At 46.6% G+C, this 3,207-nt stretch carries 4 protein-coding genes; 2 read left to right on the top strand and 2 right to left on the bottom strand.

The features are described 5' to 3' along the window. Both OA34_RS13130 and OA34_RS13125 read left to right on the top strand, forming a co-directional pair. Nucleotides 1-816, top strand: an 816-nt coding sequence (locus OA34_RS13130) for a sensor histidine kinase (RefSeq protein ID WP_039676146.1), incomplete at its 5' end; no start/stop codon positions are given. Beyond that, nucleotides 813-1,175, top strand: coding sequence for a hypothetical protein (locus OA34_RS13125; RefSeq protein WP_039676144.1), 363 nt, complete (start codon nucleotides 813-815; stop codon nucleotides 1,173-1,175). The genes OA34_RS13130 and OA34_RS13125, both read left to right, overlap by 4 nt. Before the next feature lie 25 nt (nucleotides 1,176-1,200). Here OA34_RS13125 and nifK read toward each other — a convergent pair whose 3' ends face one another. Both nifK and OA34_RS13115 read right to left on the bottom strand, forming a co-directional pair. Next, the gene (gene nifK / locus OA34_RS13120) at nucleotides 1,201-2,745 is read right to left on the bottom strand and encodes a nitrogenase molybdenum-iron protein subunit beta (RefSeq protein WP_286683061.1); all 1,545 of its coding nucleotides are present in this window, start codon (nucleotides 2,743-2,745) and stop codon (nucleotides 1,201-1,203) included. A 10-nt stretch (nucleotides 2,746-2,755) separates the two neighbouring features. After that, nucleotides 2,756-3,207: nitrogenase component 1 (locus OA34_RS13115; protein WP_039676141.1), on the bottom strand; the 452-nt coding region annotated here is incomplete at its 5' end.

The raw sequence follows: 3,207 nt of genomic DNA, 5'->3' as shown, positions 1-3,207 counted from the left end.
CAAGAGGGCATGTGCGGCTATTTTACGATTCCGCGAAGTAAACAGTCACTGTTTAAAGTAATTTTGCCTTATGCGCAATACGTCGAACACGAAAACGGAATCGTTTATAAAGTGCTCTTGTTATACATGGGCGTTTTAGCGGCGATTTTCGTTTTTGCGCTGTTTTACTCTTTTTATGCGCTCTATCCTCTCAAAAAAGCACTCGATTTGCTGGAAGGTTTTCTCAAAGACGTCATTCACGACCTCAATACGCCCATTACGTCGATTTTGCTCAATACCAAAGCCTTGGCAAAACGTCGTAGCGACGAGGCACTCGAACGCATCGAATTGGCGGCGTGTACCATTGCATCGCTCTACCGTAATTTAGAATCGCTCCAAAAAGGATTTATTGCCCAAAAAAACGAAATCGATTTGGAAAAGCTTTTGCACACCAGAGCCAAACCCTATCAAAAGCTCTATCCGCACTTGAACTTCGTCTTTCAAACGCACCCCTACACGCTCATCAGCGATGAAGACGCGGTAGCACGCATTTTCGACAATCTAATCTCCAATGCGTGTAAATACAACCGAAAAAACGGCTCGGTCGAACTGTGCAACCGTGAAAACACCGTGAGCATTTGCGATACGGGCATCGGTATTCGCGATACGAAACGTGTTTTCGAGCGTTATTATAAAGAGCAAAGTAAAGGACTTGGACTCGGGCTTCATATCGTGCACTCTTTATGCCGACTTTTAGGGATCGACATTGACCTGCAAAGCACGCCGCAAAAAGGTACGTGCATCCGTCTTACGTTTGGCGTGAAGGAGTCCTTGTGAAGCGTTTCTTCTTAGGGCTAAGCTTCGCCGTTTGCCTCTACGCCGAAGACGTCATCGATCAAGAGATCAAAAATACGTCCACGATCGACGATTTGACGACGAAAATGAACAATGCTCCCAAACAATACCGCCACCGCTACATTCAAGCAATCAAAGAACGCAGTGCCGATGAAAATCAAGCAAAACGCGCTTTAGCAATGCAAGCTTTGCAAGAACACCATGTCAATACGTTAACGGGAAAAAACGAATCGACAAGCACGATTTCGGGCAACGGAAATACAAGCGGCGGTGGAAGTTCGGGAAGCGGAAGCGGTAATGGAAACGGCGGTCACGGCGGCGGCTGCGGAGGAGGAAAGTAGGTTGAGAGCCGAAGCCCTCAACGTTTTAGCGTACGCAGTCGAAGAAATAATCGGTTTTCGCGATATCTTTCGTCTCTTCATCCAAATGATCTAACACGGCGTTGGTAATCCATGTTAAAAGGTTTAAACATCCTTCATATCCGCTAATCGAATATCGGTGAAGGTGATGTCTATCGAAAATCGGGAAACCGATACGAATCAAAGGAATTCCCGTATCTCTGTAAAGCTCTTTACCGTAGACGTTACCGATCATAAAATCAACCGGCTCGGTGAACAATAAGCTTCTAAGTGCCCACAAGTCTTTTCCCATCCAAATATGGCAATCCTCTTTAAACGTACATTTATCAAGAATAGCCTGCATCTCTTTTTCCCAACCCTTACGCGGAGCGTTGTGGCAAAGTACATGTACGGGAACGGCTCCCATTTCGACTAAAAACGAAACGACGCCGAGTAAGAAATCGGGATCGCCCCAGATCGCAAACTTTTTACCGTGCATATACGGATATGAATCTTGCATCGCATCGACCAATTGCGCTCTAAGTTTGGCAAGCTCGGCAGGAACGGGTTTGCCCGTCAATTCGCTAAGCTTCATGACAAACGCGTCGGTTCCGTTAAGACCGATCGGGTTACATGTCACGTATTCTTGTTTCCATTCGTTTTTAATAAACTTGCCCGTTGTCGGCGTTGTATACTTTTGCAAGCTAATCGTCGCTTTAGCGCCTTTGGCACTTTTAGCTACTTCGATCGGCGTACCGCCGGCGTAGAGTTTGTACTCGCCCGCACCGGTGTTCCATTGCTCTTCGTGATCGCCTAACATAACGATCTTGTCGCTAAACATCGAAGCGATTTTTTTGACTTCTTTAAGGCTTCCTAAATACGTCTCAAAACCGGGGATGATGTTGATGCGCTCTTCGTCTTTTGCTACGTCACCCTCTGGAGTGAGTGTTTTTAAGATCGCTTCCATCATATTGTCGTAACCCGTAATATGGCTACCTTTGAAAGAAGGCGTATGTGCCGCCGGAATATAGGTCGTATCGAGTTCGCCTTCAGCTTCGCCGCGCGCACCTTTGACGAACGCATCCAAATCGTCGCCGATAACTTCCGCCATACATGTCGTCGAAACCGCGATCATTTCAGGTTTGTAAAGGGCTTTACAGTTTCGTAAACCCTCTTTCATATTGGCCAAACCGCCGAAAACCGCCGCACTTTCGCTCATAGAGTCGCTGACGCACGGAGTCGGTTCTTTAAAGTGACGCGTAAAGTAACTTCTAAAGTACGCAACGCATCCGTGACTGCCGTGAACGTAAGGCATCGTGTTTTCAAAACCGAGGGCTGCCATAACAGCACCTAAAGGTTGACACGCTTTGGCGGGGTTGATCGTGATGTGTTCCCTTGCCAAGTTTTTCTCACGGTACTCCCATGATGTCATCCACTTTGCGACGTCTTTGACTTTTTCGGGATTGGTAGCACCTGCGTGACCTTCAAATTGCTTTTTATTTTTAAAAACCTCTTGGTATTCGGGTTTTAGAAAAAGTTTTTGTCCGTTGACAATGTTTTCTACGTCTTGCATGATGCCCTCCTTACTTTGATTCCCATGGCGCTTTGGTGTATCCCCATACCGGAGAATTCATAGCCAAGTCCATGTCTTTTGCGAAAATCGCGAATGCGTCGTATCCGTGGTACGGACCGCTGTAATCCCAAGAGTGCATTTGTCTAAACGGTAAACCCATTTTTTGGAAGACGTATTTTTCTTTAACGCCGCTCGCCACTAAATCGGGTTTGAGTTTTTTAACAAACGCCTCAAGTTCGTATTCGTTGACGTCATCGTAAATAAGGGTTGAACCCGCAAGCTCGTCTTTGGTACGTTTATAGTCGTCGCCGTGCGCAAATTCGTAACCCGTACCGATGACTTGCATACCGAGGTCTTCATACGCGCCGATAACGTGGCGAGGTCTAAGTCCGCCCACGTAAAGCATCACTTTTTTACCCTCTAATTTCGGGCGGTATTTGGCGATAACCGCATCGGTCATTG

The sequence above is a fragment of the Sulfurospirillum sp. MES genome (genome assembly GCF_000789415.1).
In the GTDB taxonomy this organism is placed as follows: Bacteria; Campylobacterota; Campylobacteria; order Campylobacterales; family Sulfurospirillaceae; genus Sulfurospirillum; species Sulfurospirillum cavolei.
The sequence above is the reverse complement of the archived record's forward strand: the minus strand, read 5'-3'. Positions and strand labels throughout refer to the sequence as shown.